This is a genomic window from Kosakonia sp. H7A (assembly GCF_003028445.1).
GTDB lineage: Bacteria > Pseudomonadota > Gammaproteobacteria > Enterobacterales > Enterobacteriaceae > Kosakonia > Kosakonia radicincitans.
Genome location: NZ_PYTZ01000001.1, coordinates 559480 through 584790, shown reverse-complemented (window position 1 = coordinate 584790; position 25311 = coordinate 559480). Strand labels below are relative to the sequence as shown.

General features: G+C 53.7%; 25 protein-coding genes. 10 read left to right on the top strand and 15 right to left on the bottom strand.

Features of this window, described 5'->3' with window-relative positions; genetic code table 11:
- Window positions 1-134: 134 nt before the first annotated feature.
- Window positions 135-842, top strand: a complete 708-nt coding sequence (locus CWM66_RS02675) for a CTP synthase (protein ID WP_007374575.1) — start codon at window positions 135-137, stop codon at window positions 840-842.
- A gap of 50 nt (window positions 843-892) precedes the next feature.
- On the opposite strand, the gene CWM66_RS02670 is transcribed toward CWM66_RS02675, so the two are convergent.
- Window positions 893-2080, bottom strand: coding sequence for a CynX/NimT family MFS transporter (locus CWM66_RS02670; RefSeq protein ID WP_107146220.1), 1188 nt, complete (start codon window positions 2078-2080; stop codon window positions 893-895).
- 99 nt (window positions 2081-2179) lie between these two features.
- Here CWM66_RS02670 and CWM66_RS02665 point away from each other — a divergent pair, with 99 nt between their 5' ends.
- The 5 genes from CWM66_RS02665 to CWM66_RS02645 all read left to right on the top strand — a co-directional run bounded on the left by CWM66_RS02665 (window position 2180) and on the right by CWM66_RS02645 (window position 6254).
- Complete coding sequence (locus CWM66_RS02665; protein ID WP_035886154.1) at window positions 2180-2965, top strand: helix-turn-helix domain-containing protein; 786 nt, start codon at window positions 2180-2182, stop codon at window positions 2963-2965.
- 204 nt (window positions 2966-3169) lie between these two features.
- Window positions 3170-3991, top strand: a complete 822-nt coding sequence (locus CWM66_RS02660; protein ID WP_071920655.1) for an ABC transporter substrate-binding protein — start codon at window positions 3170-3172, stop codon at window positions 3989-3991.
- A 1-nt stretch (window position 3992) separates the two neighbouring features.
- On the top strand, window positions 3993-4814 hold the full coding sequence (locus tag CWM66_RS02655; RefSeq protein ID WP_007374580.1) for an amino acid ABC transporter ATP-binding protein: 822 nt from the start codon (window positions 3993-3995) through the stop codon (window positions 4812-4814).
- Complete coding sequence (locus CWM66_RS02650) at window positions 4814-5572, top strand: amino acid ABC transporter permease (RefSeq protein ID WP_035886151.1); 759 nt, start codon at window positions 4814-4816, stop codon at window positions 5570-5572. Before CWM66_RS02655 ends, CWM66_RS02650 begins: the two co-directional genes overlap by 1 nt.
- Window positions 5562-6254: an amino acid ABC transporter permease gene (locus tag CWM66_RS02645; RefSeq protein ID WP_007374582.1), complete on the top strand. Its 693-nt coding sequence runs from the start codon at window positions 5562-5564 to the stop codon at window positions 6252-6254. Before CWM66_RS02650 ends, CWM66_RS02645 begins: the two co-directional genes overlap by 11 nt.
- Here the strand turns inward: CWM66_RS02645 and CWM66_RS02640 are convergent.
- The 9 genes from CWM66_RS02640 to CWM66_RS02600 form a co-directional block, all read right to left on the bottom strand.
- Complete coding sequence (locus CWM66_RS02640; protein WP_007374583.1) at window positions 6237-6683, bottom strand: DUF441 domain-containing protein; 447 nt, start codon at window positions 6681-6683, stop codon at window positions 6237-6239. The two genes, CWM66_RS02645 and CWM66_RS02640, sit on opposite strands and share 18 nt — an antisense overlap.
- Window positions 6684-7004: 321 nt before the next feature.
- A complete protein-coding gene (locus CWM66_RS02635) occupies window positions 7005-7508 on the bottom strand; it encodes a YbaK/prolyl-tRNA synthetase associated domain-containing protein (RefSeq protein ID WP_007374584.1) in 504 nt (167 codons plus the stop codon).
- Window positions 7509-7636: 128 nt separating this feature from the next.
- Window positions 7637-8311, bottom strand: a complete 675-nt coding sequence (locus CWM66_RS02630) for a class I SAM-dependent methyltransferase (protein ID WP_007374585.1) — start codon at window positions 8309-8311, stop codon at window positions 7637-7639.
- A gap of 226 nt (window positions 8312-8537) precedes the next feature.
- The gene (locus CWM66_RS02625; protein ID WP_007374586.1) at window positions 8538-9821 is read right to left on the bottom strand and encodes a YeaH/YhbH family protein; all 1284 of its coding nucleotides are present in this window, start codon (window positions 9819-9821) and stop codon (window positions 8538-8540) included.
- Between the two features lie 65 nt (window positions 9822-9886).
- The gene (gene yeaG / locus CWM66_RS02620; protein WP_007374587.1) at window positions 9887-11821 is read right to left on the bottom strand and encodes a protein kinase YeaG; all 1935 of its coding nucleotides are present in this window, start codon (window positions 11819-11821) and stop codon (window positions 9887-9889) included.
- A 493-nt stretch (window positions 11822-12314) separates the two neighbouring features.
- A complete protein-coding gene (locus tag CWM66_RS02615; RefSeq protein ID WP_035886147.1) occupies window positions 12315-12536 on the bottom strand; it encodes an acyl carrier protein in 222 nt (73 codons plus the stop codon).
- Between the two features lie 17 nt (window positions 12537-12553).
- Window positions 12554-13987, bottom strand: coding sequence for an AMP-binding protein (locus CWM66_RS02610; RefSeq protein WP_007374590.1), 1434 nt, complete (start codon window positions 13985-13987; stop codon window positions 12554-12556).
- Window positions 13984-15102, bottom strand: coding sequence for an MBOAT family O-acyltransferase (locus CWM66_RS02605; RefSeq protein ID WP_007374591.1), 1119 nt, complete (start codon window positions 15100-15102; stop codon window positions 13984-13986). The genes CWM66_RS02610 and CWM66_RS02605 overlap by 4 nt, the downstream gene beginning before the upstream one ends.
- Before the next feature lie 129 nt (window positions 15103-15231).
- On the bottom strand, window positions 15232-16368 hold the full coding sequence (locus CWM66_RS02600; protein WP_071920658.1) for a D-alanyl-lipoteichoic acid biosynthesis protein DltD: 1137 nt from the start codon (window positions 16366-16368) through the stop codon (window positions 15232-15234).
- Window positions 16369-16722: 354 nt separating this feature from the next.
- Here CWM66_RS02600 and CWM66_RS02595 point away from each other — a divergent pair, with 354 nt between their 5' ends.
- Together CWM66_RS02595 and CWM66_RS02590 are read left to right on the top strand one after the other, a co-directional pair.
- Window positions 16723-17469, top strand: a complete 747-nt coding sequence (locus CWM66_RS02595) for a MipA/OmpV family protein (protein ID WP_107146219.1) — start codon at window positions 16723-16725, stop codon at window positions 17467-17469.
- Between the two features lie 91 nt (window positions 17470-17560).
- Complete coding sequence (locus tag CWM66_RS02590) at window positions 17561-18418, top strand: aldo/keto reductase (protein WP_079518044.1); 858 nt, start codon at window positions 17561-17563, stop codon at window positions 18416-18418.
- A gap of 45 nt (window positions 18419-18463) precedes the next feature.
- On the opposite strand, the gene CWM66_RS02585 is transcribed toward CWM66_RS02590, so the two are convergent.
- Both CWM66_RS02585 and gapA read right to left on the bottom strand, forming a co-directional pair.
- Window positions 18464-19348 (bottom strand): D-hexose-6-phosphate mutarotase, encoded by an 885-nt coding sequence (locus CWM66_RS02585; RefSeq protein WP_035886136.1) that lies wholly within the window; start codon window positions 19346-19348, stop codon window positions 18464-18466.
- Window positions 19349-19424: 76 nt separating this feature from the next.
- Complete coding sequence (gene gapA / locus CWM66_RS02580; protein ID WP_007374597.1) at window positions 19425-20420, bottom strand: glyceraldehyde-3-phosphate dehydrogenase; 996 nt, start codon at window positions 20418-20420, stop codon at window positions 19425-19427.
- Between the two features lie 343 nt (window positions 20421-20763).
- Here gapA and msrB point away from each other — a divergent pair, with 343 nt between their 5' ends.
- Both msrB and CWM66_RS02570 read left to right on the top strand, forming a co-directional pair.
- Window positions 20764-21177: a peptide-methionine (R)-S-oxide reductase MsrB gene (gene msrB / locus CWM66_RS02575; protein WP_007374598.1), complete on the top strand. Its 414-nt coding sequence runs from the start codon at window positions 20764-20766 to the stop codon at window positions 21175-21177.
- 38 nt (window positions 21178-21215) lie between these two features.
- Window positions 21216-21491: a YeaC family protein gene (locus tag CWM66_RS02570; protein WP_007374599.1), complete on the top strand. Its 276-nt coding sequence runs from the start codon at window positions 21216-21218 to the stop codon at window positions 21489-21491.
- 89 nt (window positions 21492-21580) lie between these two features.
- Here CWM66_RS02570 and pncA read toward each other — a convergent pair whose 3' ends face one another.
- Genes pncA through sppA form a run of 3 tightly spaced genes read right to left on the bottom strand, consistent with a single transcriptional unit; the run spans window position 21581 to window position 25163 of the window.
- Window positions 21581-22222: a bifunctional nicotinamidase/pyrazinamidase gene (pncA, locus tag CWM66_RS02565; protein WP_035886133.1), complete on the bottom strand. Its 642-nt coding sequence runs from the start codon at window positions 22220-22222 to the stop codon at window positions 21581-21583.
- Between the two features lie 10 nt (window positions 22223-22232).
- Entirely contained in the window at window positions 22233-23249 is a 1017-nt protein-coding gene (gene ansA / locus CWM66_RS02560; protein WP_007374601.1) for an asparaginase, read from the bottom strand.
- A gap of 60 nt (window positions 23250-23309) precedes the next feature.
- Window positions 23310-25163, bottom strand: coding sequence for a signal peptide peptidase SppA (sppA, locus tag CWM66_RS02555; RefSeq protein ID WP_107146218.1), 1854 nt, complete (start codon window positions 25161-25163; stop codon window positions 23310-23312).
- Window positions 25164-25311: the final 148 nt, after the last annotated feature.

Here is a 25311-nt window from a genome sequence, read left to right as displayed (position 1 = left end):
CTTGCGCAACAGATTATTTCATTTTTCCGCGTGATACATGATCTCAATTTTAAGGTGTTGTGATTCCAGTAAAAGACAGCTAATGTGATGTTCCTTATGTTATTCGTTATTTGCCCCGGCATAAGGACACATTCATGCATCATATCCCTCCGAAGAAAACACTGCGTATCGCACTGGTCGGCGATTACAGCCATGACATTGTTGCTCATCAGGCGATTCCGCTGGCGATTGATGATGCCGCTGCCGTACTGGAAATTACCGCTGATTACGACTGGTTACCGACCAGCGAAATTAACAGCGCCGAAGATCTGGTCGGCTACGATGCCATCTGGGTGGTGCCGGGAAGCCCTTATAAAAATGCCCGTGGCGCGTTTATTGCCATTCAGTATGCGCGAGAAAATGCCGTGCCGTTCCTCGGTACCTGCGGCGGTTTCCAGCATGCGGTGATCGAATATGCCCGTAATGTGCTGGGCTGGAGCGACGCTGCACATGCTGAAACGGAAAACGAAGGACGCATGGTGATCTCCCCGCTGACCTGCGCGCTGGTGGATCAAACCGGTACCATCGAACTGCGACCGAATACGCTGATTGCCCGCGCGTATGGTCGTGAAATGGTGGAAGAGGCATACCGTTGCAGCTTTGGCGTTTCGGCAGAGTTTGCCCGCGAACTGGAGAGCGGCGATCTGCGCGTGACCGGTTGGGATGAAGAGGGTGAAATCCGCGCGGTGGAACTGGTGACGCATCCGTTCTTTGTCGCCACGCTGTTTCAGCATGAACGCGCCGCGCTGGCTGGACGACCTTCACCGCTGGTACAGGCGATGCTGCGCGCTGCCTGCGAATAAGCCATGCAGCTCTTACGCGCCATCCGGTATCCGGCCGGATGGCGCGCGGTTTAGCGGGAAATAATTTCCCGTTCGCGGCCGGCAAACGCGCCGCACACCGCCATTACCACCGCCAGCACGGTACATGCCAGTAACGGAAGGTGCCAGTCGCCGCTGGCGTCGTGAATTTTTCCCATCAACGGCGGGCCACAGGCTGCCAGCAGGTAACCGACCGACTGCGCCATCCCGGAGAGGGCGGCCGCCTGATGTGCGGAACTGGCGCGCAGGCCGATAAAAGTGAGGCCGAGGATCATCGTCGCGCCGGAGCCAAAACCAAAAATAACCGTCCACAGCACGGCATATGCTGGTAGCAACCATAATCCCAGCGAACCCACCGCGCACAGAAGCGCCACCAGCGCCGCGATGCCGCGTTGATCTTTCAGCCGGTGCAGGAAAACCGGCACCAGTAAGCCTGGCGCGGCAGTCGCCAGTTGCAAAATACCGTGCAGGGAACCGGCCTGCGCTTCACTAAAACCCTGAGTCAGCAGAATCGACGGCAGCCAGCCAATAATAATGTAATAAATCAGCGAGTTGATACCGAGGAACAGCGTGACCTGCCAGGCCAGCGCCGAGTGCCAGATCCCCCGGCTGTGCAGCGCTCCGGAAGCGCTGATCTGCGCCGGTGCACCGCGACGCAGATGAGGCAACCACAGCAGCAGCGCGAGCAGCGGAAACACCATCAGCATCAGCAATGCGCCGTGCCAGCCCGCGCCGCTCTGCGCCAGCGGAACCACCAGTGCGGAGCCAAGCGCCGCAGACGCGCCCATCGTCAGGGAGTAGGCGCCAGTCAGTTTCGCTACATGCCCGGCGAAGTCACGCTTCAGCATACCTGGCAACAGCACGTTGCCGAGTGCGATACCGCAACCAATCACCGCTGTGCCAGCAAACAGCAGCGTGGAGGACGGCAGGGAACGGATGGCGATGCCAAGACAAATCAGCACCATAGCGGCAAACAGACTGCGCTCCATGCCGAAACGGCGGGCGACACCGGCAGCCAGCGGAGAGATCAGCGCAAATGCCAGCAGCGGCAGCGTGGTAAGCATGCCGGTTTGTGCGGTACTTAAACCATATTCTGCACGAATGGCATCGAGCAACGGCGCCGCGCCGGTAAACGTGACGCGTAACGTGGTCGCAATCATCAGGATACCGGCAATCAGCAGTACCCCTTGTTGCCCACGGGAAGAAAGGCGAGTGGTCATTGTATTCTCTTGATAAACAACAGAGCGTTACGATAGCGGTTTTTTCTTTGGTTTTAATCAAGCTAAAATGACAGTTTATCGCTAAATTCGGACAACTTAATGCACGGACTCGGACTGGGCGGTTACGATCCCGACAGCCAGCAGGAAGCGGCGGTGGCTTTTCGTATCACCGTTGCGGCAGAAGAGCAGCGCATTCCTGCGCATTGTCACCGCAAGGGGCAACTGATTCTGGCGCTGAAAGGGGCCATCACCTGCGAAGTTGAACATGCACGCTGGATGGTGCCGCCGCACCATGCCATGTGGCTGCCCGGTAGGGTGTCGCACAGTAATCACGCGACTCCCAACGCGCAGCTCTGCTTTTTATTTATCGAACCCTGGTCGGTGGTGATGCCGGAACATTGCTGCACGTTGAAGATCTCGCCGCTGGTGCGCGAGCTGATTATGACGCTTGCCGCACGAACGCCGACGCAGCGACGCCAGCCTGCTACGCAGCGGCTGGTGCAGGTGCTGTTTGATGAGTTGCCGGATCAACCGCAGATGCAGTTGCAGCTTCCTGTTTCCGCGCACCTGAAGATCCGCCAGATGGTCGATCATATGGAGGCCAGCCCGGCTGAGCGGCAAACGCTGGCGCAGTGGGCACAGGTTTTCGCCATGAGCGAGCGTAACCTGGCGCGGCTGGTGGTCCGGGAGACGGGCCTCAGTTTTCGTCGCTGGCGGCATCAGATGCAGTTGATCCTCGCCCTGCAACTGCTGATTAGCGGCCAGTCCGTACAGCAAGCCGCCCAGACGCTGGGGTACGACTCGACCACGGCATTCATTACCATGTTCAAAAAGGGGTTGGGTCAGACGCCGGGGCGTTATCTGGCCACACTCGGCGCAGAGTAATATTTTCTGCTCTCTATTCCCTTGTGTTTATAAGGTCTTAAAAGGTTTGTTCTGTGGAGCGATGGTGGATAAGGGATTTATATGGTGAATCTGTTTTTAATAATATTTTCAGATAATCAATGCACTTTTTGATATTTGTCTGATGAATGGGGTTATGTGACTTTAGCGCTGAAATCACCACAATAACAGGGCATAAGGATAAGCATGGCAACCACATTACACACAAAAATCACCGCGCTCAGCGCGCTGACACTCCTTTCCGCACTCTCATTTGCTGCGCATGCCGACAAACTGGCGGATATCAAAGCCGCTGGTGTCGTCAAAGTGGCGACCTTCGACGCCAACCCGCCGTTTGGCGCAATTGATCCGAAATCGCACGATATCGTCGGTTATGACGTCGATTTTGCTAAAGCTCTGGCGAAAAGCCTTGGGGTGAAACTGGAGCTGGTCGCGACCAATCCGGCGAACCGCATTCCGCTGTTACAATCCGGCAAGGTGGATCTGATTGTTGCAGATATCACCATCACCCCGGAACGCGCGCAGGTGATTGACTTCTCCACGCCGTATTTTGTTACCGGCCAGCAGTTCCTCGTCCCGGCAACGGCTGCCGATAAACTGGATGCCTACAGCAAAGCGCGTATCGGCGCAGTGAAAGGCACTACCGGGGAGCAGGCGCTGCACCAGCGCTTCCCGCAATCCCGCGTGCTGGCCTATGACGATATCCCACTGGCGCTGACCGCGCTGCGTAATGGCAACGTACAGGCGATTACACAAGACAGCACCATTCTGGCCGGGTTACTGGCGGAAGCGCCGGATAAAGCGAAATTTAAAATCCTGCCGGATCTGCTGTCGAAAGAGGAGATTGGCGTTGGGGTGGGTAAAGGTGAAACCGCGCTGCTGAAAGCGGTGAATGATGAACTGGTGAACCTTGAGAAGAGCGGCGACGCGGCAAAAATCTACGATACCTGGTTTGGCCCGCAAACCAAAACTCCGGCTCCACGCAGCTTTAAAATAGAAGCGAAGTAATATGCTGTCAGGTCTGTTTTCCGCCTCTGTGGCTCCCGCCACGGAGGCGTTTCCCGTGCAAAAAGGAACGGTGACATTTCGCGGCGTCACAAAACGCTATGGCGATAATGTTGTGCTGAATGGCATTGATTTACAGGTCGCCGCTGGTGAAGTGCTGGCCGTGTGCGGCCCCTCTGGCTCCGGCAAATCGACCCTGATCCGCCTGATCAACCAGCTTGAAACCCTGAGCAGCGGCGAGATTGAGGTTGATGGCCAACCGACCAGCACGCTCTCCGGGCGCGCGCTGCGCGGACTGCGTCGCCATGTCGGTTTCGTCTTTCAGCAATTCAATCTCTATGCGCACCTCAACGCGCTGGACAATATCACGCTGGCGCTGCGGCACATTCACGGTAAAAGTGCCGGTGACGCGCAGGCTATCGCGCTGGCGCTCCTGGCGCGGGTGGGGTTGCAGGATAAAGCGCATCACTTTCCCTCGCAGCTCTCCGGCGGGCAGCAGCAGCGGGTGGCGATCGCCCGCACGCTGGCTGCCGATCCGCATATCATTCTGTTCGACGAGCCCACCTCGGCGCTGGATCCAGAGATGATTGGCGAGGTGTTGCAGGTGATGAAATCGCTGGCGCACAGTGGCATCACGCTGATTGTTGTTACCCACGAGATGCAGTTTGCCCGTGAAATTGCCGATCGGGTGATCTTTATCGACGGCGGCGAGATCCTGGAACAGGCGGCACCGGCACAGTTCTTCTCCGCGCCGCAACACCCCCGAGCGCAGCGTTTCCTGCAAAAAGTGCTCAACCCGCTGCACGCGGATAACAAGGAGTTGTGATGGCGCTGCATCTCGACTGGGCGGGCGTGCTGACCGGGCAGCCCGCGCAATGGATCGTCTCCGGTTTTCTCACCACCATTTGGGTCACTATCGCCGGTATGTTGCTGGCGACGGCGCTGACGGTACTGCTGCTGGCGTTGCGGTTGACCGGTGGCAAAGTGGGGCGTGGAGCGGTGGCGGTGTGGGTTTCGCTGTTTCGCAACACGCCTTTGCTGGTGCAGTTACTGTTCTGGTATTTCGCCGCCTGGAACCTGCTGCCGCTGAGTTTTCGCCAGTACGTCAATGACGACCATGCATTCAGCATTCTGCCGGGTAATGTCTGGTGGTTTACCCCGGAATTTCTCTCCTCCGCCTGGGCCTTAGGGCTGTTTACCGCCGCATTTCTGGTGGAAGAGATTCAGGCCGGGCTACACGCGGTACCGCGCGGGCAAATTGAAGCGGCCGAGTCGCAAGGGTTCAGCCCGCTGGCGCTGTTTCGCTGGGTGCTGTTGCCGCAGGGGTTGCACAATGCCTGGCAACCGGTGGTGGGGCAATATCTCAACCTGATGAAACTCTCCTCGCTGGCCACCGGGATTGGCCTTGGCGAACTGACCTACCAGACCCGACAGATCGAAAGTTACAACGCGCATGCGCTGGAAGCGTTTGCCATTGGCAGCGCGCTCTATCTGCTGCTGGGGCTGGTGATGAGCGTGCTGTTCAATGGGGCGCAAAGCTGGCGAATTCTACGCCGCGCGGCGGGAGGGCAGCATGATCGCTAACGTTACGGTTATCACCGATAACCTCGATTATCTGTTGTGGGGGCGAGCAGCCCAGGGAGAACCGGGCGGGGTATTGCTCTCATTGCTGATGACCTTTGGCGCGGCGGCGCTGGCCTTTCCCGGCGGCGTGCTGCTGGCCTGTTGCGCCTGGCGCTTTCGCGGCTTGCCGCGCAGGGTACTGTTTCTGTGGGCAGAGATTATCCGCGGCATTCCGCTGATCTTCGTGATTTTCTGGCTGTGGTTTTTACTGCCGTGGCTGACAGGAACGGATCTGCCTGGCGCGGTGACCGTAACGCTGGCGCTGGCGTGGTTTACCTCGGCATCGGTAATGTATTCGACGCTGGCGGCGCTGGGCGCGTTGCCAGACGGCCAGTACGAAGCGGCGCTGAGCAGTGGTTTTAGCAGCGCGCAAACCCTGCGGCTGGTACTGCTGCCACAGGCGTTACGCAATGCGCTGCCCTCATACGTGGGGTTGCTGGTCGCGCTGCTGAAGGACACCTCGCTGGCATTTATCGTCAACGTGCCGGAGCTGACCACCGTAGCCGGGCAGGTGAATAACCGGGTGCAGGTCTATCCTGCGGCGTTGTTTATCTTTACCGGTCTGGTCTACTACCTGCTGTGCAGCGCGCTGGAGTTTGCCGTCAAACGCCACCAGCGTCGTTATTCACTGCCGACCAATTAGCAGCGACACCAGCCCGGCAGCAATCAGTGGCCCGACCGGAACGCCCCGGAACAGGGCCACACCCAGCACGGTGCCGACCAGCAGCCCTGCCACCAGCGACGGCTGCGTACTCATTAATGTCACGCCGCGCCCGCCGAGCCACGAGACAAAAATACCCACCGCAATGGCCACCAGCGACTTCCAGTTGACGAAGGAGTGCAACAGGGTGGACGGCGGCAGCGAGCCGCTGGCAATCGGCGCCATCACGCCAATCGTCAGAATAATAATCCCCACCGTCAGTCCCTGTTTTTCTATCCACGGAAAGAAGGTGTTCAGCGGAGTGATGCGGACAATAATCAGCACCAGAATGGAAACGGCGACGGTGGTGTTGTGGCTGACAAATCCCAGCGCGGCGAGCGCGAGCAAAATAAACAGCGTGCTATCAAACATGCAGAGGTTCCTTGCCAAAAAAAGAAGCCTGTTCACTCTACGCATAAATGGATGATGAGGCAGGCTTTTTTCTTTCGTACGGCTAATTTCGGGCAGTTGCCAGAACTTGTGGCGATTTTTTACGCAAGTTCTGGCAATCTGTCATGAATCAGTCATGTTCGGCGCTTATCAATAGCGCATCGCCCGGTGAAATTTCAGGCAATTGCGAGCCGCCATCATGCCATCAGATATCTATATTCTTACCACACTGTTTACGACGCTGGCCGTTGGGCTGGTGATCTGCGTGTTAATACTGGAACGCTCGGAGTGGTAACCGGCCCATTACGCGGACAGACGGCGGAAATCGACAATTTCCGGCTGCGCAATGCGCAGGTAATCTTGTGTATCCATAATCACTGATTTTTCCAGCAGACCAGCGTTGAAGGCGATATCGTCAAAGCGCTGAAACAGCACCGGGTCGGCCACCAGATGCAGATCCGGATGAAAGCTAAACGGCGGAATCGCGCCGAAGACGCAGGCGGTGAGCTGCTCCACCTCCAGCGGACTGGCCAGCGAGGCTTTCAGACCACCAAAATGGTGCGCCAGACGGCTGAGATCGGCTTGCAGGTCGGCGGCCAGGATCGCCAGCACATGCTTTTTCACACCGTTACCTTTAATTTTGCACACCAGCGCTTTAGCGCCCTGACCCAGGGCGGTGCCGCGAATTTCACTGACCGCTTCGCATTTACCGACGGCGTCGTGCTCGACTACCTGAAAACGTGCTTGCTGCTGTTCCAGCAGGGTCAACAGATGTTGATGGACGTCGCGGCTGGCAATCTCAGACATGATCTCTCCCAATAACAAACAGTAAGAGTGAAAGCATAATCCACCCGCCGGACGATGAGAATAAAAAAGCCGCCCTGAAGGGCGGCGAAAAAATACAAGCACTACAAACAACGCTTTGTGTGTACTGTTTATTTTTTTTGCAAAAGGTAGCTGTTTTCAAAGCCCGGAACGCTACCAATAACGTCGAATCCGTTAAAGAAGCCGCCTGCGCGCAGCAGGTCAACTGCGGGTCCGACTTCCGGAGAGTAGATGAAGTCGCGATAATCATCGAAGACAATAAATCCACCGCTAACCACGGTTGGCGCATACAGCAGGAAATCGGTAAGAACGTGCTCTTTCAGGTGGCCGCCGTCAATATGCAGCAGAATGGTTTTCGGCGCCAGCGCCATTACCCGTTCAATACTGTGCTGCGAATAGCCGCGTATCAGCGTGACTTCCGGGAAAATATGCTCGTGGTAGAAACCCAGTTCCAGAGGCTGGTTCGTCAATTCCATCGGGTCGATGCTGATAATGCGGCGGTTACCCTGGCAGAGGGCGTTCATAAAGGCGCTGGATTTGCCTTTCCAGACGCCGATTTCAATAATATCGCCAGCGGCGTTGGCATTATTCACTAACCAGCAGAGATAACCGAGCAGCTTAACGTGGTCGTGAAAAGAGAGTTCCCGGCGCGGCATCGCTTTTTCAGCGGGCAGGATGGCCTGTGCTTGCACGAAGGCTTCTCCCAGATCGTCCCAGACGGTATCAATAATCCCTTTTATTTCAGGGTTCTGTACAAATACTTTTAAGTCCTCAAGGTCGATCATGCGCACGGTTCCTGTCAATTTGTCTTTCGCGACGAAAGAGAACGCCACGATTTGTCGTGCGTAAAATGTGCCACATTTCTTTGCTCACAAGGGGTGAAATAGCCGCGCTTTTGTAGGGCAATTCGTGGATTAGCTCCGCGCAAGCGGAATCAGAAGGGTTTGCGGGAAAGAACGCGCCTGAGGAGAATCAGCCAGCCGGGCGGGCCTGACTGGCTGATATGTGTGGTTAATTCCCTGATGTTGCCGTTTGCTTGTGAAACAGTTCACGAAATACCGGGTAGATATCTTCCTGATCGCGGATATGCTGGATGGCGAAGTTATCGAACATCGTTTGCAGATGTTCGTACTCGCGCCACAGCGTCTGGTGCGCCCGGCGGGTGATCTCAATGTAGCTGTAGTAACGCACCACTGGCAGGATTTTCTTCGCCAGGATTTCGTGACACAGCGGTGAGTCGTCCGCCCAGTTATCGCCGTCCGACGCCTGCGCAGCATAGATGTTCCACTGTGCCGGGTCGTAACGCTCTTTGACCACTTCATCCATCAGTTTCAGGGCGCTGGAAACGATAGTGCCGCCCGTTTCCTGCGAGTAGAAGAACTCATGCTCATCCACTTCTTTTGCCTGCGTATGATGACGGATATAGACCACTTCGACGTTTTTATAGGTCCGGCTCAGGAACAGATAGAGCAGGATGTAAAAACGTTTGGCCATATCTTTGGTGGCCTGATCCATCGAGCCGGAGACGTCCATCAGGCAAAACATCACCGCCTGACTGGAAGGTTCCGGGCGTTTTTCGTAGTTTTTGTAGCGTAAATCAAAGGTGTCGATAAACGGCACACGCTCGATTTTTGCGCGCAGTTCCGCAATCTCTTTACGTAAACGCTCCTCTTCAAGTAACTGTGCCGGTTCGCTTTTCTCCACCGTTTCGAGACTATTTTCCAGTTCGCGCAATTCACGGCGTTTACCGGCAGTCATCGCGGTTCGACGGGCGAGCGAATTTTGCAGCGATCGCACGACGCTGATATTCGCCGGTACACCGTTGGAGGTGTAGCCAGCGCGGTGCGTTTTAAATTCATTAAGCTGCCGTTGCTGGTTTTGTTTCAGGTTCGGCAGCGCCAGATCCTCAAACAGCAGATCGAGATACTCATCTTTGGAGATCTGAAAGACGAATTCATCCTGGCCTTCGCCGTCAGGGCTGGCTTCACCCTGGCCGCTACCGGAACCGCCACCGCCGCCTTGCGGGCGTTCGATACGGTCGTTTTGCACAAAATGATCGTTTCCCGGATGCACGCGATGACGTAAGCCGCCGCGCCCCTGATGAAACATCGGTTCGCTGATATCTTCCGTTGGGATGGAGACAGACTCGCCGTTCTCCACGTCGGTCACCGAGCGTTTGTTAATGGCTTCGGAAATCGACTGTTTTATTTGTGCTTTATAACGGCGTAAAAATCGCTGGCGGTTAACCGTGCTTTTGTTTTTGCCGTTCAGACGTCGGTCAATGAACCAGGTCATTAGTGCCTCCCGCTGCGAATGCCAACTTTGCAACAGGCCGCGCGCAGGGCGCGGCCCGATCGTTGTTATGATGATTTACGAACACGCAGATACCATTCGCAGAGCAGGCGAACCTGCTTGCGGGTGTAGCCTTTTTCCATCATACGATCGACAAAGTCGTCATGCTTTTTCTGCTCGTCGGTTGAGGTTTTGGCATTAAACGAAATGACCGGCAAAAGCTCTTCGGTATTCGAGAACATTTTCTTCTCGATGACCGTGCGCAGTTTTTCGTAACTGGTCCAGTTCGGGTTGCGGCCGTTGTTGTTGGCGCGGGCGCGCAGCACAAAATTGACTATTTCGTTACGGAAATCTTTCGGGTTGCTGATCCCTGCCGGTTTCTCGATTTTTTCCAGTTCCGCGTTCAGGGATTCACGGTCAAACAACTGGCCGGTATCCGGGTCGCGATACTCCTGATCCTGGATCCAGAAATCCGCATAAGTGACATAACGGTCGAAAATGTTCTGCCCATATTCGGAGTAGGATTCCAGGTACGCCGTCTGGATCTCTTTGCCGATAAACTCGGCGTATTTCGGGATCAGATAGCCTTTCAGGAACTCCAGGTAACGCTCGGCCAGCTCTTGCGGGAACTGCTCGCGCTCAATTTGCTGCTCCAGTACGTAGAACAGATGCACCGGGTTGGCCGCCACTTCCACATGATCGAAGTTAAACACGCGGGAGAGGATCTTAAAGGCGAAACGCGTCGACAGACCGTTCATCCCTTCATCGACCCCGGCGTAGTCGCGATACTCCTGGTATGATTTGGCTTTCGGATCGGTATCTTTCAGGCTTTCACCATCGTAGACCCGCATTTTCGAGTAGATGCTCGAGTTTTCCGGCTCTTTCAGACGCGACAGGATCGAGAAACGCGCCAGTGTTTCCAGCGTGCCCGGCGCGCATGGCGCATGGGACAGCTCACTGTGATTGAGCAGTTTTTCGTAAATTTTCATCTCTTCCGAGATGCGCAGGCAATAAGGCACCTTGACGATGTAAACACGGTCAAGAAATGCTTCGTTGTTTTTGTTGTTACGGAACTGCACCCATTCCGATTCGTTCGAGTGGGCGAGGATAATGCCGTTAAACGGCAGGGCGGATATGCCTTCCGTACCGTTATAGTTCCCCTCCTGCGTGGCGGTCAGCAGTGGGTGCAGCACCTTGATCGGTGCTTTGAACATTTCGACGAATTCCATGACCCCCTGGTTTGCCCGGCACAGCGCGCCGGAATAACCGTAAGCATCCGGATCGTTTTGCGCGTGGTTTTCCAGCTTGCGGATATCCACTTTACCCACCAGCGCGGAGATGTCCTGGTTGTTTTCATCACCCGGTTCAGTTTTGGCGATGGCGATCTGTTCCAGAATCGACGGCCATACTTTGACCACACGGAATTTGCTGATGTCGCCGCCGAATTCGTGCAGACGTTTGGCGGCCCACGGCGACATAATGGTGCCGAGATAGCGACGCGGAACGTTGTACTCTTTCTCAAGGATCTGCGCATCTTCCTGCGGGTTAAACAGGCACAAAGGATGGTCGTTTACCGGGCTGCGTTCGCCATTGGCGCTCAGCACGTAAATCGGCACCCGTTGCATTAAGGATTTCAGCCGTTCAGCCAGCGACGATTTCCCGCCGCCCACCGGGCCGAGTAAATAGAGAATCTGTTTCTTCTCTTCCAGACCCTGAGCGGCATGTTTGAGGTACGAGACAATTTGTTCTATTGCCTCTTCCATGCCATAGAATTCTTCAAATGCCGGGTAGCGTCCAATGACCCGGTTCGAAAAGAGACGGGAAAGCCGTGGCTCCTGGGCGGTGTCTACCATCACAGGTTCACCTATAGCCATCAGCAGCCTTTCAGCGGCGTTAGCATAGGCACTACGATCTTGCTTACAGATAGCAAGAAACTCCTGCAAAGTGAACTCTTCGTCCTTGGCAGCTTCATAACGCTGGCGATAGTGATCGAATATATTCATGGCATGCCGTCCTTTCTTAATCTGTGGGAACATTACAGCTATCAGTTTTTCCACTTTTAGCGTCGCAAACCAACGGGATAAAAAATCTGCTCCGTCCTATCTGTTATGAGCGTGTATCCGTCTTTGATCAAGTTATCGCTGGAGACGATTCTGATGGCAGGAGGGTGTTTTTTACTCATTATTTAGATTAAATATCTGTCTAATTTGATTTATACAGATTTTTTATGATTGATAGCGGGTTTTTGCGTTGGAAAATGCCAACATTTCGCACCGGGCGAATGTTGGTAAATTTTTACAGGATGTGCGGAATCGCAAGTATAGAAAAAGTGACGCCGTCATGGTCACTTCGTCTCAGTACAAAGATGAGCGACAATATTAACTACGTGAGCAGTGTGAAACGATGATGACAGAGGGGCGTTTTTTCGTTGTTAAGACGAAAAAAAGCTCCTGGCGATAATGCCTGGAGCTTTTGAATATCATAAAGCCCGTGTGATTAGCCGCGGTGCTCTTCAACGTAACGTGCTAAATCGGCGGGCGTTTTCAGCACGCTGGCGACTTCCGTCGGCGGGATCATGCAGCCGTAAACGTCCTGCACTTCCAGAACCATATCTACCGCGAGAATGGAGTCGAGAATATCGGACTCGATCAGCTCATCATGAAAGCCCACCTTGCGGGACAGAATCTTTTCAAACAGCGCGAGAATTTCTTGTTCCATTGTCTTTTCCTGTGTAATCAGTTGCTGCGGGCGTGGCTGTCCAGCAGTTTACGGTCGATTTTACCGTTAGGGTTCAACGGCAAAGCGTCCTGGATAATGATTTGCGACGGCACCATGTATGATGGCACCACCTGTGAAAGTGAATGTTTGATAGCGTCAGGTGCCAGTTTTGTTACGCAGAACGCCGCGATACGCAGCACGCCGCCGCCCGTTTTCATCAACGGCAATACGACCGCCTCACGAATGCCGGACATCGCCAGCAGGCGGTTTTCAATCTCGTTGATTTCAATGCGGTAGCCGTTGAGTTTGATCTGGCTGTCATTACGTCCCTGGCAGTAAAGAAGCCCATCTTCATAGCCGAGATCGCCCGTTTTATAGCCGCGCCATGCTTCGCCTTCCCGGCGCAGCAATTTTTCTGCGTTCTCCTGCGGCAGGCCGAGATAGCCACGCATCACGTTTTTGCCCCAGATTATCAGCTCACCCTCTGCAGTAATCTCCATTCTGGATTCCGGCATCATGGTGCCGATCGGCAGCAGGTCGTTCTCGCGGTTCACTATCTCATCGGTGATTTCAACCACGGTGGTGGCGATAGTCGCTTCGGTCGGACCATAGGAGTTGAGGATTTTGGCGTGCGGAAAACGGCGGCGCAGCTGTTTAACCAGCGCTTTGTTGAGCACCTCGCCGATAAATATAAACACGCCAAGCGTCGGTAAAAAGTCGCTATTGAACTGCGGCGAGAGCAATTTCTGGTAGGCGAAAGAGGGGGTGGAAACCCAGACTGAGACAGCATTATTTTTCAGCCGGGTGAGCCAGTCTTCCGCCGCGATATCTTCTTTGGCATTTAGCACAATGTGGCCGCCTGTTGCCAGATTCGCCAGTAATGGAATCAACGAGAGATCGAAACTGAACAGTGCGTGGTTCATCAGCACCGGCACTTGCGGCAACGCGAAATCCTGGCTCACCCACTGCATAAAATGCCACACGCTTTCCCGCCCGATCTGCACGCCCTTCGGTTTACCAGTACTACCAGAAGTAAACATGATATAGGCGAGATCCGGTTCTGCCAGCGGCTGGCCGACTTCACCGGTTGGCACAAACTGCCGGGTCGCTACGTCGTAGTAGTACGGCGCGCTGGCGAGGTGGCAAATCTCCTTCAGCCTTTCCTGGGGGTAAATGCAGTCCACCGGAATATAGGGAATGTTGTGGAGCAGGCAACTATAGATTGCCACCGCGAATTCCGCCTGCTGGTGGCCATATAACACCACTGGCGTTCCTGCCGGTGGCTGGCAACGCTGATAGCGCTGTAACCACTCTGTTACCGCCACAGAGAGTTGTTGCCAGGTTAATGTTTCATCGCTGCCGCTGATCGCTAACTGATGCGGACGAGCGGGATCGAGTAATGCTGCACGCAGGAAATCCTGGAGCGCCTGGAGATCAGAGTGAAGATTCATAGGGGAGACATTCCGCTAAAAATGTAAAGGGATACCGCAGCGCTTGCGAGCGTTAACAGGCGTCCCAAAAAGAGCATCACGGGGTATTGCAACCAACGGTTCAGTGCCGGGCTGCGCTTCGCTGACCATTGCAACATGTTGTGTGCAACTGAAATGGCGCCAAACAGCGCGCCGCTAATGACATAGTGCCGTTCGAGCCCGTTCCATGCCCCCATACAAAACAGCGTGCAGAAAATACCGATATTCTGCGCCAGCGTTTTGTTCTGACGGAAAAAGTCGAGCTTCATTAAATTCATATAAATCGGCATAAAGACCACATCGCGTAACCATTCAGACAGACTGATATGGAAACGGCGCCAGAAATCCTGTGGATTTTTCGCCAGAATGGGCATATTGAAATTTGCCGGAATATTAAGACCAAACAGACGCGCGGCACCGATTGCCATATTGCTGTAACCGGCAAAATCAAAATAGAGATAGGCGCTATAGGCCAGCGACATAACAATGCCAACACTTAAGGTAAACGGACGATGGCTCCACGACTGAATGACCAGGTTATCGATCAGCATGGCAAATAAGAATTTCTGGATAATGCCGGTAAAAATGCGTTCTGCGGCAACGAGAAATTGCTCACGTGTCAACGTAAATAGCGGTTTATTAATATCTGTGATCCATGTTCGCCAGCGATACATCGGACCGGCCAGAATAATAAACGGCATAAACAGGTAACAGAAATAATGTAAAACATTGTTGCCATCTTTTTTGTTGCGGTAGAGCAGGACATCAATGGCGCGGAAAGTCATAAAAGATAAGCCAATCATTCCCCAGTGATTATTTAAATGTAATTTCACCGCGAACAAAGGCAGCAGGGTTAAACTTACCGCTTGCCAGGTTTTTAACCAGCCTTTCTCTTTTAAGGTCACGAGAACATAAAAACTGAGGAATACCGCAACAGGGACAATGTAATCACCCTGAAATATATATCCCCAGCCGAATGCCGCCAGCACGGAAAAAGCGGATAAATAAGTTAACCGGTAACGCAACACCCGGTTAACCAGCGCAAACAGCAACGCCGAAGAAAAGAGAAAGAAGAAAAAGGTTCCGGAGCTGTACATCATTCATTCCTCAGAACTTTTGATATTCAAAGTGCACTTTTAAATTCATGCTTTCATCAACAGAGGACCACGCGATAATGGTGACCGCCAGTAAGAGGTAAAGGAAAAACAGGCGAATAGCGTATTTCATCATTTAAAACTCTCAACAATAAAGCGGTCCATCGGAACCCATGCGAGGTCGGTAGGATGCAGGCGATCCCAGTTCCAGCCGTTCTGATAGGGCATTGAATACATATCAAGATACGGGATCTGATTTTCTTTCAGGATGGCCGTCGTCTGTGTTACTGCAGGCTGTACGAGTTCGGGGTTTTGCACCGCGCGCCGGTTAATCGCATCGATAATGACTACCACCTGGACGTGGTGTTCTTTCAGCAACTGGATCATGGCGCGAAACGCTTTCATTTGTTCGGGTTCAACGGGCGAGTCGTCCCACACTTCCGGTTTTTCGCCCGGTTCATAGACAGTTTTATCCATCCACAAGGTGTCGGCGCTTTCCTGACGCGCTTCGTTCAGTTTGCGGGCATGAGCCAGTTCGCGATCCCAATCCGGTGTGATGGCAACGGCAGGTTGCACCGGCCAGGGCCGCGCAGGTGAAGGGACAATATGCAGCATCGTCAGCCAGTCGTTTTTTATCAGCGTGCAGAAGTTGTCAAACTCATAACTGACTTCTTGCCAGATATTGTCCAGGTCCCAGCCAGAGATTTTCATTTGTGCAAACGTTAAATGGCTGGTTTCCTTTTTATCTATTTTGCGCAAGTAATTGACCAAAAATGGGCGAGTCTGTTCATCCTGCATTAATGGATTAAATACGGGCGCCGGGAAATTGTTAGCGAAAATAGTGGGAGGCACACCAGTAGAATAAAAGCTGTCGGGGGCCAGTAGTAAAACCACTTTACTGTTTGCGTTAAGGGAATCTTTAAAGCGTGACAGCAAAAGAAAATGGGTGATGCTGTCATCAAAACTGTCGCCAAATGCAACTACATTACGATGTAAATCATTGTTCAGATAATTATATACAGCGTAAGGCTCATCTTCAGAGGTGGCTACCTCCGATGCACCAATGAAAAAAATCGCATTGCCCTGTAATGCATGGGAAATAGTCGCTATTTTTTCCGCCTGTTCTTTTGTCGTTCCGTCCATAGATTCGATCAGCGGCTGGAATTTAAGCGGCGGGGCATAACTGTTCATCAGTGGATGAATACAAAGGAACAGGACGGCAAGAAGTGCCATCAGGATATGTAGGCAAAAAGTATTTTTGATTTTCATTATAAACGTGAAATTACTTGATGTTCTTATGTTTCAAAATTGTTGTTTTTTTTAAGGTCACAGACAAAGGAAACTTTGTTTCCGCGACACTATATACCAGCCGCAGGGGAATGATGAGTATTGCCGTGTAACAGTATGTACAGCGCGTCATTTATCGCCAGTAATTCCAGAAACGGCTCACCGCAGTTTTGCTGAGCCGGGGGCAGCAGCATTTTGTCACACCGGATATGCCAGGCGAGGCGTTATGAACAGTTAGCGTCTTTTTTGTAATGCTCAGGTAAAAAAATTTGGGTAGGATGTCGTGGGCGGTTAAACTTCTTGCGCCAATTATTTGACTACAGGAAAGAAAGGACTGTGACCAAACTCAAACTCCTGGCACTGGGTGTGCTGACTGCAGGTTCCGCTTTTGCGGCGAATGCAGAAAATACCTTTTCCCTGGGCGCTGGTGTCGGCGTCGTGGAAACGCCGTACAAACAGTATGACAGGGATGTACTGCCGATTCCGGTGATCACCTATGAAGGCGATGATTTCTGGTTTCGTGGCATCGGTGGCGGCTACTATCTGTGGAATGATGATGCGGATAAGCTGTCGATTACGGCCTACTATTCACCGTGGCAGTTTAAACCGAAAGACAGTGATAACAATCAGTTACGCCAGTTAGAACGCCGTAAAGCGACCATGATGGCGGGGCTATCGTATATTCACAACACGCCGTATGGTTTCCTGCGCACCACGCTTGCTGGCGATGTGCTGGATAACAGCAACGGTATCACCTGGGATGCCGCGTGGTTGTACGCATACCACAACGGCGGTCTGACGGTGACTCCGGGGATTGGCGTTGAGTGGAATAGCGACAACCAGAATGAGTACTATTATGGCGTCTCCGCTTCTGAAGCGCGTCGCAGCGGTTTAAACAGCTACGATCCAGACAGTAGCTGGAACCCGTATCTTGAGCTGAGCGTCAGCTACCGCCTGACCGATAGCTGGAGCATCTACGGCACCGGCCGCTATACCCATCTGTCGGATGAAATAAAAGACAGTCCGATGGTGGATAAATCCTGGGCGGGTTTGTTATCCACGGGTGTCACCTACCGTTTCTGATTGTGCATTTGAATAGCGTAATCTGTGCATTAAAACAGGGCCTTTGGCCCTGTTTTGTTTTACGGTGGTGCATTTATCGCAGGGGGAGAAGATGGCAGAGAAAAACATCGTTTTTACCGGTAACGCAACGCTACCCGCGATCGGCCAGGGCACCTGGTACATGGGTGAAAATTCACGCATGCGGGCAAAAGAAGTGGATGCGCTACGTGCGGGCATCGATCTGGGGCTGACGCTGATTGATACCGCCGAAATGTACGCGGAAGGTGGTGCTGAAGAGGTGGTCGGCGAAGCACTACAGGGCGGTTTGCGCGATAAGGCGTTTCTGGTTTCCAAAGTTTATCCGTGGAATGCGGCGGGTAAAAAAGCGATCGCGGCCTGTGAAGCGAGTTTGCGTCGCCTGAAAACCGATGTGCTCGATCTCTATCTGCTGCACTGGCGTGGCAACTACTCGCTTGCTGAAACGGTCGAGGTGATGGAAACGCTGATGCAGCAGGGCAAAATCCGCCGCTGGGGCGTCTCTAACCTCGATTACAGCGATATGCAGGAACTTTCCCGCGTCAGCGGCGGTGAGGCTTGCGCTACCGATCAGGTGCTGTATCACCTCGGCTCCCGCGGGATTGAATTCGATTTACTGCCCTGGTGCCAGCAGCAGGCGATGCCTGTCATGGCGTATTGTCCGCTGGCGCAGGCCGGGCGTCTGCGGGATGGTTTACTGGAAAGCCGTGTGGTGCAGGATATTGCCCATGCGCACCGCGCCAGCGCGGCGCAAATTCTGCTGGCGTGGGTTATCAGTCATCAGGGGGTGATGGCAATACCCAAAGCGGCGAGCGTGGCGCACGTCGAGGAAAATGCGGCAGCGTTGAAAATCGTGCTCAATGCGGATGATTTGGCGCGACTCGATAATGCGTTTCCGGCGCCCAACCGTAAAACACCGCTCGATGTTGTGTAATAACGTGCTTTAACCCTCTCCCGGCGGGAGAGGGTAGGCAGCGGATCAGCGTTTAACCACGCGGATGCTCTGTGCCAGGCGGGACGGTTTTTCGGCGGTCGCTTTTTGCGCGACGGTCGCATTGACTGATTCCACGCAGACAAAGGTTTTATAACCATCGTCCGGCATGTCGGCCATGCTGACGGAGAGCGCCGGACCCGGGTTCCAGGCCACCACGTTGGCGTTATGGCTGTGAGTCACTTCAATCGTGCGGTTCAGCGCGGCATCATGAATCAGACTGCAACCTTCAGCATTCAGATAGACGCGATCGGTACGATCCGGGAAGGTTTGTACGCCATCGGCCAGCACATCTTCTTTTGCGTCATTCACTTTGTCGATAAAGCGATCGCCCAGGCCGCTCACTTTCACCGCGGCGATATCACCAACGTTGAAATAGGTGTGCAGGGCGGAGGTGGTTTCAAACTCACCGTGGGCTTCCAGTTCAATTTCACAGGTTGCGCCCAGTTTATAACGTGCATACAGAGTAAAGTCGTGCGGCCAGAATTTGCGCGAGGCATCGCTGCTTTGCAGTTCAAAAGTCAGTACCACGCCGCTTGCATCTTCGTTGTGCGCTTTCAGCGTCCACGGCAGATTGCGCGCAAAACCGTGCGCAGGCAGGCCTTGCTGTTTTGCCGGGCCAAACCACGGCCAGCACACCGGAATACCGCCACGGATTGCGACGCCATCTTTAAACGGGGTGTTGCCGCTCAGCCACAGGACTTCCTGTTCGCTCTGCGGTTTCCAGGAGAGCAGATGTGCGCCCTGTAAGGTAAAGGCGGCTTTAACCTGCGGATGTTCAACGACTAACACATCCAGTTCGTCCATTTTACGGCGGGTAAGCGTTGGGGTAATTTTTTCGAGTACCGGAAGTGCAAAAATTTTTGTAATCATTAACGCAATCCTCTGTCTTGAAAACAAAAAAAAGAGCGACCGAAGTCGCTCTTTCAGATCATGTTCTCATCTCAACTTATTTGGAGATGTGAGCGATCAGGTCCAGAACTTTGTTAGAGTAGCCAGTTTCGTTGTCGTACCAGGAAACCAGTTTCACGAAGTTGTCGTTCAGTGCGATACCAGCTTTAGCATCGAACACGGAAGTGCAAACTTCACCGTTGAAATCGGTAGATACAACGTCGTCTTCGGTGTAACCCAGAACGCCTTTCATCGGGCCTTCAGAAGCGGCTTTGATGGCTTTCTTGATTTCTTCGTAAGACGCTGCTTTTTCCAGACGAACTGTCAGGTCAACAACAGATACGTTCGGAGTCGGAACGCGGAACGCCATACCAGTCAGTTTGCCGTTCAGTTCCGGCAGTACTTTCCCTACAGCTTTAGCAGCACCGGTAGAGGACGGGATGATGTTCTGGGATGCGCCGCGGCCGCCGCGCCAGTCTTTGTGAGACGGGCCATCAACGGTTTTCTGAGTTGCGGTGGTTGCGTGAACAGTGGTCATCAGACCTTCGATGATGCCGAAGTTGTCGTTGATAACTTTAGCCAGCGGAGCCAGGCAGTTGGTGGTGCAGGATGCGTTGGAAACGATGTCCTGGCCAGCATATTTGTCGAAGTTCGCGCCGCGAACAAACATCGGAGTGTTGTCTTTGGACGGACCAGTCAGAACCACTTTTTTCGCGCCAGCAGTGATGTGCTTACGAGCAGTTTCATCGGTAAGGAAGATACCGGTAGCTTCAGCAACAACGTCAACGCCGATTTCGTTCCATTTCAGGTTAGCCGGATCTTTCTCAGCAGTAACACGGATGGTTTTACCGTTAACAACCAGGTTGCCGTCTTTCACTTCTACGGTACCGTTGAAACGGCCGTGAGTGGAGTCATATTTCAGCATGTACGCCATGTAGTCAGCGTCCAACAGATCGTTGATACCAACGATTTCGATGTCAGAACGTTCCTGAGCAGCACGGAAAACAATGCGACCGATACGGCCAAAACCGTTGATACCTACTTTGATAGTCATATATTCCACCAGCTATTTGTTAGTGAATAAAAGGTTGGCTGTAAAATTACAAAAACCGTACGCAGCGTCAAGCGGAATCGTGTCAATCATTGCGACAAATCAATCCTCCGCATAACCTTTGTTCGACTGACTCGCCTCACTCTTCCTTTGAGCATCCTCCCCATATGGAGGCGCCGCGTGGGATTTTAAAGGTCAGACAGGATAAAAATGTGAAACGCATCACAATTACCTGGCTGCTTTATCGCAACTGCTAAGTTTAGAACAAAAGTTAGCACCCTAGTGTTAATGTTTTGTTAGAATCGTTGGAAAAAATGGTCTTACTTTTACCGCGAGATGTGAGCATATGGCGAATAATTCCTCCGAAGACGACCTGAAAAAAGAACTGACTGAAATGCAGTTTTATGTGACGCAAAATCACGGCACAGAACCCCCTTTTACGGGCCGTCTGCTGCATAACAAACGCGATGGCGTTTACCATTGCCTGGTGTGCGATGCTGCGCTGTTCAATTCTCAAACCAAGTACGATTCTGGCTGCGGCTGGCCGAGTTTTTTTGAGCCGGTAAGTGAAGACGCGATCCGCTACATCAATGACTACTCCCACGGTATGCAGCGCATAGAAATTCGCTGCGGGAAATGTGACGCGCATCTGGGCCATGTCTTCCCGGACGGCCCGCAGCCGACCGGAGAGCGTTATTGCGTGAACTCCGCCTCGCTGAGTTTCATGGATGATGAAGACGGTAGCCAGACTCGTGGTTGAAAAATCGATTCAGCTATTATTCCACGGAGATGAGTAATATGGATCTCGAACAAATTGTTAACAGTATGACGCCAGAGATCTACCAGCGACTGGCGACGGCCGTTGAATTAGGAAAATGGCCAGACGGCGTGGCGCTGACGCCGGAGCAAAAAGAGAACAGCCTGCAACTGGTGATGTTATGGCAGGCGCGCAACAACACGCAGGCGCAGCACATGACCATCGACACCAACGGGCAAATGGTGATGAAAAGTAAGCAGCAGTTGAAAGAGGATTTCGGCATTGCGCCGAAGCCGATCGCGACATTTAAGTCATAAGCGTCGCGCAATGCCAGAGGGGGGCTTCGCCTTATCTGGCCTGTAAAACTGTAAGCCGGACGGCAACAGCCGCCATCCGGCTTTGTCTCTCAGGCGTGTGTTTCCTGCCAGTCCGCCAATGTATAGAGCGTGGCACCTTCTACCGCCATCTCCATAAATGCCTGCGTGCTGTCCTGCGGCTGAATATTGACGCCGCGGCAGCCGTCGCTGATCACGCTGACCTCGTAGCCCAGTTGCAGCGCATCCAGCACGCTGAATTTGACGCAGTAGTCGGTGGCCAGCCCCAGCACGATTAACTCGCGAATACCGTGCTGTTGCAGCCAGCCATGCAGCGCCGTAGCTTTGCGGTGATCGTTATCGAAAAACGCACTGTAACTGTCGATGTTCTGATCTTCACCTTTGCGGAACACCTCATCAATAGCCTGCTGATTCAGCAATGGGTGCAACGCAGCGCCGTCACTGTTCTGCACACAGTGATCCGGCCAGAACGTTTGCGCTAAGCCGTCCAGCTCGCCGGTGCTAAACGGCGCAACACCGTGCTGGCTGGCAAAGCTGCCGTGATCGGCGGGGTGCCAGTCCTGGCTTGCCAGTACCGCATCGCCACGGGATTTGCACCAGTCGATCAGGGTATTGGCAATATCCACGGTGCTGTCGCCTTCGGCCACGGCCAGCGCGCCGCCAGCGCAAAAATCATTCTGGATATCGACCAACAGCAGAGCACGTTGCGTCATACAAGCCTCCTCATTCATCCGGCGTCAGTTCACCGCGCAGATTTTGCATCATGGCGGTACGGATCGCGTCCGCATCAAGCTGCTGGCTCAGCAGGTAGTGCAGTTTGGTCAGCGTGGCTTCGACGGTCATATCCGCGCCGCCAATCACCCCGGCATGGGCGAGAGCGTTGCCGGTGGCGTAGCCACCCATATTCACCTTGCCGGACATACATTGTGTCAGGTTAACCACCACGATGCCGCGCGCGCTGGCATCCTGCAAGGCTTTCAGGAACTCGCTGTTTTGCGGCGCATTTCCCACACCATAGGAGCGCAGAATCAATGCTTTTACCGGCTGAAGCAGGAAATTACGCACCACATCGGCGGAGATCCCCGGATAAATCGTCACCACGCCAATCGGCTGTGGGGTGATAGGGTGTACGATCAAATCTCCCACTGTATGTGGTGCTGGTGGCGTATTGAGTCGGCGAATGTGAATGCCGGCTTCCAGCAGCGGCGGCAGGTTCGGCGAAGCGAAAGCATCAAAACCGTCCGCATGCGCTTTGGTGGTGCGGTTACCGCGATAGAGGCGATTGTTGAAGAACAGCGTCACTTCGTTAATCGGGAAGTTTGCCGCCACATACAGCGCGTTCAGCAGATTAATTTGTCCGTCGGAGCGAAGCTCGGCGAGTGGGATTTGTGACCCTGTCACAATGACCGGTTTGCCAAGATTTTCCAGCATAAACGACAGTGCTGACGCGGTGTACGCCATGGTGTCGGTGCCGTGCAGAATGACAAAACCGTCGTACTCGTCGTAGTGCGTTTTCACATCATCAGCAATATGCTGCCAGTCTTCCGGCGTCATATCGGAAGAGTCCATCAGCGGGGCATATTCGTGAATCGTGAAATCCGGCATCTCCGGGCGATGGAACTCCGGCATCAGCGCCAGTTGACGTTGCAGGTGGCCGGAAACCGGCACATAACCGTGTTCTGAGCGTTGCATACCGATGGTACCGCCGGTGTAGGCAACGTAAATAGATTTCTTTTGCATGGTTTCGTTCTTGCCGCATCTAAAAAATCCCCTCCGGTGGAGGGGACGTGTGAGGTGAGTTTAGCGGATATTGGCGCAGTTCAGACAGAGGGCGTAACGATTTTGTGGATCGTTAAACACCGCCAGTTTGTCCGTTTCGGCTTTTACTTCCTGCGCAGCGCTGGCCAGCGGCGCAGGCAGATAAGCCTGCAATGCCTGCGGCAGCATCACGCGCACGGAGCCAGTCATGCTGTCCATTACCCGATCAAAGAAGCTCGGCTCCTCTTCGTAGTAATCCACATGCCACTGCTTGAGTTTCGCCAGTTCCGCGGCTTTCGCCAGCGCATCGTCGAAATCGCCCAGCGCATCAACCAGACCGTTGTTTTTCGCATCCTGGCCTGTCCAGACGTGACCCTGGGCAATCTTATCGACCTGCTCAGGCGTGCTATTGCGTGACTGCGCGACCAGCGTGATAAAGCGTTTGTAGCCATTATCGATGCTCAGTTGCATCATCTGCTGCACTTCGTCAGGCAGCGCTTTGGTCATACTGACATCCGCCAGCGGTGACGTGGCGACGCCGTCGGTGTGCACGCCAATGGTATCGAGGCTGTTTTCCAGCGTATTGATCACGCCAAAAATACCAATCGAGCCGGTCAGGGTGCTGGCATTGGCGATGATGTAATTCGCCGGGGTCGAGATCCAGTAGCCGCCAGAGGCCGCCATGCCACCCATCGACACCACCACCGGTTTGCCAGCCGCTTTTGCCGCTGCCAGTTCAGAGCGGATGATTTCGGAAGCACTGACGCTGCCGCCAGGGCTGTTCACCCGCAGGACGATCGCCTTCACTTTTGGATCAAGACGTGCGTCGCGGATCTGCGCGGCTGTGGTATCGCCGCCGACATTCCCCGGTGTTTCTTCGCCATCCATGATCGCCCCGTTCGCGAAGATCACGGCAACGGTGCCGCCGACATCGCTCGGTTTCTTCGTCTGATAGTCATACATGCTGACAGCGCGGAAGTTTTTATCTTCGCTGCTCCAGCCAAACTGTTTGACCATCGCTTTTTCGGCCTCGGCAGCGGAACCCAGCTCATCCACCAGCTTGTTGTCGAGCGCGTATTTTGCCGTGTCGCCATCGGCTTTGCGCAGACCGTCCAGCATCGCCTGCGCACCAGGGAAGACCTGTTGTGCTGTGATCTGGCGGTTTGCTGCAACGGTATTAAGGTAGTTTTGCCACAGCTCATTGATCCAGCGGCTGTCCGCTTCGCGCGCGGCAGGGGACATATCGTCACGAATAAACGGCTCAACGGCAGATTTATACGTGCCAACGCGGAACACATGCGTGGTGACTTTCAGCTTATCCAGCAAGGTCTTGTAGTAGAGGCCGTTGGTGGCGAAACCGTGCAGATCCACTACGCCCTGCGGCGACAGCCAGATCTTATTGGCGAAGCTGGCAAGGTAATACTGGCCCTGACTGTAGTTATCACCGATAGCGTAAACCGGTTTACCGCTGTCGCGGAACGCGCGCAGCGCTTTACCGATGTACTGCATTGAGGGTTGATCGGCGCCGGCGAAGTTTTTCAGATCCATCACAATACCGGTGATATTGCGATCGCTCTGCGCCTGTCGAATGGTCTCAACGATATCAAACAGCGAATTCTCCTGAAGGCGATCGGAACTGGCGCCAAAGAGCTGGCGGCCCAGTGCACCAAGACGTCCGCTGGTTGAAGTTTTATCGACCACTACGCCGGTGATATCCAGCAGTAATGCGCCGCGATTGCTGTGCTCGGTTTTGCTGTCGCTTACCTGCATCCAGATCCCGACGCCCACCAGAACCAGCAGGATAAAGAACAAATTCAATACCAGATTGCGGATAAAGTTCAGCAATCGCCAGCTCCATCGAAAAAAAGCGGCAATAAAACGCCAAAGTGTTCGCATGTATTCTCCCTGGTTTGTTTAGGCCACCGCTGCCCGGGCGGTGAAGTGTGGTTATCCTAATTATCCCGCCGCCTCTTGTCAGCAGGAATCGCCTGCGGCGCTGTAACAAATTCTACGTCCGTGTTAATTTTAAGAATAAATTTTAATA